We start from the raw sequence: 5356 nt of genomic DNA, 5'->3' as shown, positions 1-5356 counted from the left end.
GGGCGGGACGCGTCGGGTTCGCACGGTGCGAGGTTCGTCAGCCGGTGCGGGGCTGGTGGCTCCGTGCGCCATTACAACCCCGCACCCAGCCTCCGACGACGCACCTGCCGACGAAGTCCGCACCGTGCGACCCCGGCTCCGCGAATCCCGCACGGTGCCGCCTCCGCCACACCGTGCGGGGCTGGTGGCTGCGTGCGGCACCACAACCCCGCACCCGGCCTCCGACAACGCACCCGCCGACGAAGTCCGCACCGTGCGACCCCGGCTCGACAGCACGACAAGTCCGCACGGTGCGAGCCGAGCGCGTCAGCGCCGCGCGGGCGGGGGCGGCGGGACGGGCTTCGCGGCGACGACGTCGGCGAGCCGGACCTCGACCGGGCCGCGGCGGGTGGCGATCGTCACGGCGTCGGGCGTCTGGGCGACCAGGTCACCGAGGGCGTCCTGCGCGCCGTCACCGTGGTGCGCCCGGACCACCAGGCGGTCCCCGATCGCGGCGTCGTGCAGCACCCCGAGGGCACGGGCCCGGGCGATCGCCGCCTGTTCGTCCGCATGCACCGCCCCAGGGTACGGGCCGCCTAGAGTGTCGGCATGGAGAAGGCCCGGGTCGACAGCTGGATCTGGGCCGTCCGGATCACCAAGACCCGGTCGGCCGCGACTGCCGCGTGCAAGGCCGGTCACGTCCGGGTGAACGGGGAGCGCGCGAAGCCGGCGCAGCCGATCGGCCCCGGCGACGAGGTGCGGGTGCGCCAGAACGGCTTCGACCGCATCGTCATGGTCACCGGCATCATCCTGAAGCGGACGAGCGCCCCCGAGGCGGCGAAGCACTTCGAGGACAAGACCCCGCCGCGGCTGTCGAAGGAAGAGGCCGGCTTCGTCCCGATGCGCGATCGCGGCGCCGGACGGCCGAGCAAGCGGGAGCGCCGCGACCTCGAGAAGCTCCGCGGCTACTGACGCTTCGCGGACCCGGACCCGGGCACGTGGACATCGACCACGATCTCGAACGTGTCGGACTCGACCTCGATCCGTTCTCCGGTCCACGGGGCCTCGAGGTGCCCGTCGTCGTCCGGATCGGACCCGCCCAGCGCGCGACCTGACGGGATGCGGTGGACGGGGATGCGGGTGCCGTCCTCCGCGACGACGAGCAGATCGGCCACCCGACCACGGAACTCCGTGATGCCGAACGGGTCGTCGTGGTGCCGGGACTCGGCGAACCGCGGCGTCCTTCCGTACGCGGTGAACGCCGCCGTGGCCTGCCGTTCGTAGGCGGGCCCGCAGCAGTCGTGCTCCCATCCGCCGACCACGACGACGACCTCTTCGCGCATGCCGTGATCGTACGACGCATCGGACGGTGACGGTCGGAGCCCGGGTCGGGCGTCAGGCGTCAGGCGTCAGGCGTCAGGGTCAGACGAAGCGGACGGTCTGCTGCAGGCGGTCGCGGATCTCGAACACGTCGACGGAACCGGCCGGCGACCAGACACCGTTCAGCACCTGGGCGAGCGCACTCCGGCGGACGACGAGCGCGGTGGGCTTCTTCGGCGAGCCGACGAGTTGCACGTCCTCGGTGACGGCGGCGTCCGGCACGACGAGCAGCCGCCCGGAGAACCGCACCCGGGTCTGCTTCTGCACGGCACGGGCGGCGCGGACGAGTTCCTTGACGGGTCGTTCCCCCGGCGCGAGCGTCTCGCCGACGATCTCGCCGTGCTCGACGCGGACCGGAGCGCCCCAGTCGATGGACTCGACGGCCCAGAGTCCGCTCGGGGTGAGGACGGCGTGGTCGAGCTTGCCCTCGGCTCCGGCGTCGAGGTCGTGCCACACCGTGACGCCGATCCCCATGTCGGAGACGATCAGCGCGGTCGCTTCTTCGGCCAGGGCCTCGGCGAGCAGGCGCCGGATGTGCCGCGGCGCGGAGCGGATGAGCGTGGGGTCGTAGGGGTCCTCGATGGGGTCGCCGAGCCCGACCCACTCGCGTTCGGCCTGCAGGAAGACCTCGCGCGACCGACCGCCGGGGTGTCCGTGGGACCGGGCCCGGGGGCGGGTGTCGCGACGCGCTGCCGGGGGCGCGTAGGCGTCGCGACCGGTGTCACCCCTGCCGGCGGTCGCCCCGGACGCGCCGCACGCGCGGGACCCGACGTCGTACGCCCGCCGGGCTGCCGGCGTGCCGATGCGCTCCCATGCGAGCTGGACCTGGCGGAAGCGCTGGGCGTCGCCGCCGAGGTCGGGGTGCGTCTCGCGGGCGGCCCGCCGGTAGGCACGGCGGAGCGCTTCGTCGTCAGCCGTCGCGGGGACGCCGAGGACTTCGTAGGGGGTGGCGTCGGCCGGGCTGTCCGTCATGGCCCTGCGACATTACCGGAGGCAGTGTCGGAGTCCGCCGCATGGTTGCTGGGTGCGGTCTGGGCCCACGCCGCCGGTTCCGCACCGACGCGCCAGCGGCGGGGCGGCCGTGCCGGTGGGGAGAGGGGCGGTGCGGCCGGGCAGCCTCGGCACACGGTCCGCAGGTGGTCGCGTCAGACCACCGTGGTCGCGACGGGCGCACCGAGGAACGCCGCGTACCGCGCGGCCGCCGCCTCGAGCGCGCGGACCGATGCCGCGTCGAGGGCACCGAAGGGTGTGACGGTGACGAGGTGCCCGGCCCGGCGCTCGGTGCGCTTCCAGGTGCTGACGACGCGACCGCGCACGACGGCCATCGGCAGGAACATGCCGTTGGCCCCGGGGACGACCCGGTCGGCGTGGGCGGGGTCGAGCTGCGCGGACCGGTCTGCGTACCCGAGCAGGTACTCGTCGAAGCCGGGGAGCAGGTGCCCGGTGGGGGTGCGCGCGGCTGCCGGCCGGTCGGCGAGGTCGAAGAGCCCGTCGCCGAGGTCCTCCACCGCGTCCCCCGCCGCGGCCCGCGCTCGGCGGAGGTCACCGAGCGGCAGCTTCGTCCAGCTCGCGGCGTCGGCCTCGGTCGCTGGGCCACGGCCGCGCAGGTACCCGAGCAGGACCCGGCGGAGGGCTTCGTCGCGGTCCGGCAGGTCAGCGGTGGCGGGTGCCCACTCGTCGAGCAGGACGAGCCCCTGCCCGACGCGGGCGGTGGGACCCCAGGCGACGAGGCCCTCCTGCGCGAGCTGCAGGACCAGGTGGTAGCCGCGACCGCCGGCCGGGTCGATACCGGCAGCGCGGTACGCCGCGAACAGGTCGTCCCGGACCAGCGCACGACCACCGCCCAGGGCCGCGACCGTCGCGTCCCGGGCCCGGCCGAGCAGGGCGTCGTCGATGCCGAGCTCGGCGGCGCGCCGGGCGATCGTGCGGAGCGTCCGCTCGGCGGTGAGCGAGAGCAGCAGTCGCAGGTCGTCGGGGCGCAGGGCGTGCAGGGTGCCGCGCATCGGCCACGACCGGACGAGTTCGCCGCGATCGAAGGCCTCGCGGACGTCGTCCCGCGTCGATCCGGGAGCGCGGACCCCGATGGCCCAGAGCACCTGGCCGAGGTCCTGCCCCTGCACCGCCAGCATCCGCGCGACGACCTCGGTGGGTCGCAGTCCGGGTGCCGCGATGCCCTGCGCCGCGAACCGCGCCGTGCGGAGCCGCGCGGGGCTGGTGGTCACGCGACGGCGGCGGTGACGGCGTCGGCGTGCTGCTCCAGGTAGGCGACGTCGGCGCGGTACAGGTCGGCGTGGCCGTGCTGCAGGTCGCTGACGAACTTCGGGTTGCCGGCGGCGGCCTCGTGCTCGATCGTCGTGACCAGGGCGACGAGGGACGCGATCATCGTCTCGGCCAGGACGCTGCGGGAGCGGTCGTCGAGGGCGTAGGCGCGGCAGAACTCGGCGGCCCGCGCGAGCCGCTCGGCGAGGTCGGGGGCGGTCGATCCCTCGACGGCACCGGTGGTGAACGGTGCGAACCGGTAGACGGCACTCGCGACGTCCCAGACGCGGGGGCCGGGGTGGGCGGTGTCGAAGTCGATCAAGCCGACGGCGGCGATGCCGTCGTAGACGCAGTTGTACGGGGCGAAGTCGCCGTGCACGATCGTCTCGACGGGGGCACGGGCGGCCTGCGACCAGAGGTCGTCGGTGGCGCTGCGCGGGAAGCTGGCGGCAGCGTCGTGGAACTGGCGGAGCAGGCGGGCGCTGGTGACGAGGGCGGCCTCGCTGGCGATGTCCTCGGTCCAGGGGTACTCGCCCGCGACACCGGGCACGAACGAGACCGTCTCGAGGGTGTCACCGAGGGCGATCGGTTCGGGGGCTGCGACGAACCCCTGCTCGTGCAGGTGGGCGAGCAGCCGGTGCACCGTGGGGGTCCACGGCCCGGCGGGGCGGTGGACTCGGTCGTCGGCCCTGGTGATGCGCTCCAAGGGGAACCTCCTGCGTGTTGCGTCTCCGTTGACGTCAGGGCCAGCGTACCGGCAGCGACCGACGGCCGCTCGGTCACCATCCGGAACACGGCGGTCCAGGCGGCTACAGCTGGTCGCGCAACCAGGACGGCCCGTGGACGACCGCGCCGAGGGCCTCGACGCGGTCGCGGAGCTCGCGGTCGGCCGTCACGACGACGACCGGCCCGTCGCCGGCCTGCACCGCGGCCTGCGCGGACTCGACGATGGCGTCGTCGCCGGAAGCCGGAGCACGGACGACGCCGACAGCGCCGGTGGCGGCGCCGCGGTCAGCGCCGACAGCGCGGTCCGCACCGCCGTCTCCACCAGCACCGCCCACGTCCGCAGCGGCCCGGGCCTCCCCCTCGAGCACCACGGTCCACCGCGGCCACCACCGTGCGAACGGCAGGTCGAGCAACGATGCGCCGACCCCGCCCGCGGCGAGCGCCGACACCTGTGCCAGCAGGCGCGATGCGGCGCCGGCTCGGTCCTTCCACCAGCCGTCGGGCACGCTGCCCACGACGTTCGCCGCGTCGACGACGACGTGCGGGGTGGTCGCGATCGTGGCGCGGAGCGCCGGCCACGACCTCCCGAAGCCGGGGTGCAGGGGCAGGTCGTCAACCTGGTCGATCGGGATCCACGACAGGGCGAGGCTCTCGCGGTCGGCGATGACGGGTTCGAAGGGTCGGGAGGCGCGCCCCACGACGGTCGTGTAGGTCCAGAAGCCCAGGTCGAGCAGCGCCGTGTGGCGCAGGGCGATCGCGTCGTCGGGGACACCGGCCTCTTCGGCGGATTCGCGGAGGGCGGCGGTCACGGCTGCTTCGCCCTGGTGCCGTGCGCCGCCGGGGATGCCCCAGGTGCCGCCGTGGTGGCTCCACTCGACGCGGTGCTGCAGGAGCACGCGGCCTGCGCCGTCGTCGACGAGCAGGCCGGCGGCGCCGAAGCGTCCCCACGCCTTGGTGCCGTCGGGGCCGACCGCCCAGGCGTCACCGGGGTCGCGGGGGCCGGGTGGCGGCC

The 5356-nt window shown here is 75.0% G+C and carries 7 protein-coding genes; 1 reads left to right on the top strand and 6 read right to left on the bottom strand.

The features are described 5' to 3' along the window. Positions 1-306: 306 nt before the first annotated feature. Positions 307-555 (bottom strand): hypothetical protein, encoded by a 249-nt coding sequence (locus DEI98_RS18165; RefSeq protein ID WP_220037094.1) that lies wholly within the window; start codon positions 553-555, stop codon positions 307-309. A 33-nt stretch (positions 556-588) separates the two neighbouring features. On the opposite strand from DEI98_RS18165, the gene DEI98_RS18160 reads away from it, so the two are divergent. Continuing rightward, a complete protein-coding gene (locus DEI98_RS18160) occupies positions 589-951 on the top strand; it encodes an RNA-binding S4 domain-containing protein (protein WP_071405402.1) in 363 nt (120 codons plus the stop codon). Here DEI98_RS18160 and DEI98_RS18155 read toward each other — a convergent pair. From DEI98_RS18155 to DEI98_RS18135, 5 genes are all read right to left on the bottom strand, one after another. After that, the gene (locus tag DEI98_RS18155; RefSeq protein ID WP_181438092.1) at positions 945-1322 is read right to left on the bottom strand and encodes a hypothetical protein; all 378 of its coding nucleotides are present in this window, start codon (positions 1320-1322) and stop codon (positions 945-947) included. The two genes, DEI98_RS18160 and DEI98_RS18155, sit on opposite strands and share 7 nt — an antisense overlap. A gap of 79 nt (positions 1323-1401) precedes the next feature. Then, positions 1402-2331: a DnaJ domain-containing protein gene (locus DEI98_RS18150; protein WP_111101544.1), complete on the bottom strand. Its 930-nt coding sequence runs from the start codon at positions 2329-2331 to the stop codon at positions 1402-1404. A gap of 173 nt (positions 2332-2504) precedes the next feature. Continuing rightward, positions 2505-3581, bottom strand: a complete 1077-nt coding sequence (locus tag DEI98_RS18145) for a winged helix DNA-binding domain-containing protein (protein ID WP_111101543.1) — start codon at positions 3579-3581, stop codon at positions 2505-2507. Beyond that, entirely contained in the window at positions 3578-4324 is a 747-nt protein-coding gene (locus DEI98_RS18140; RefSeq protein ID WP_181438091.1) for a phosphotransferase enzyme family protein, read from the bottom strand. The genes DEI98_RS18145 and DEI98_RS18140 overlap by 4 nt, the downstream gene beginning before the upstream one ends. A gap of 103 nt (positions 4325-4427) precedes the next feature. Beyond that, positions 4428-5356, bottom strand: a 929-nt coding sequence (locus tag DEI98_RS18135) for an NUDIX domain-containing protein (protein ID WP_111101541.1), incomplete at its 5' end; no start/stop codon positions are given.

This window comes from Curtobacterium sp. MCLR17_034 (assembly GCF_003234485.1).
GTDB lineage: Bacteria > Actinomycetota > Actinomycetes > Actinomycetales > Microbacteriaceae > Curtobacterium > Curtobacterium flaccumfaciens.
This window is presented reverse-complemented; position numbering and strand designations above follow the sequence as displayed.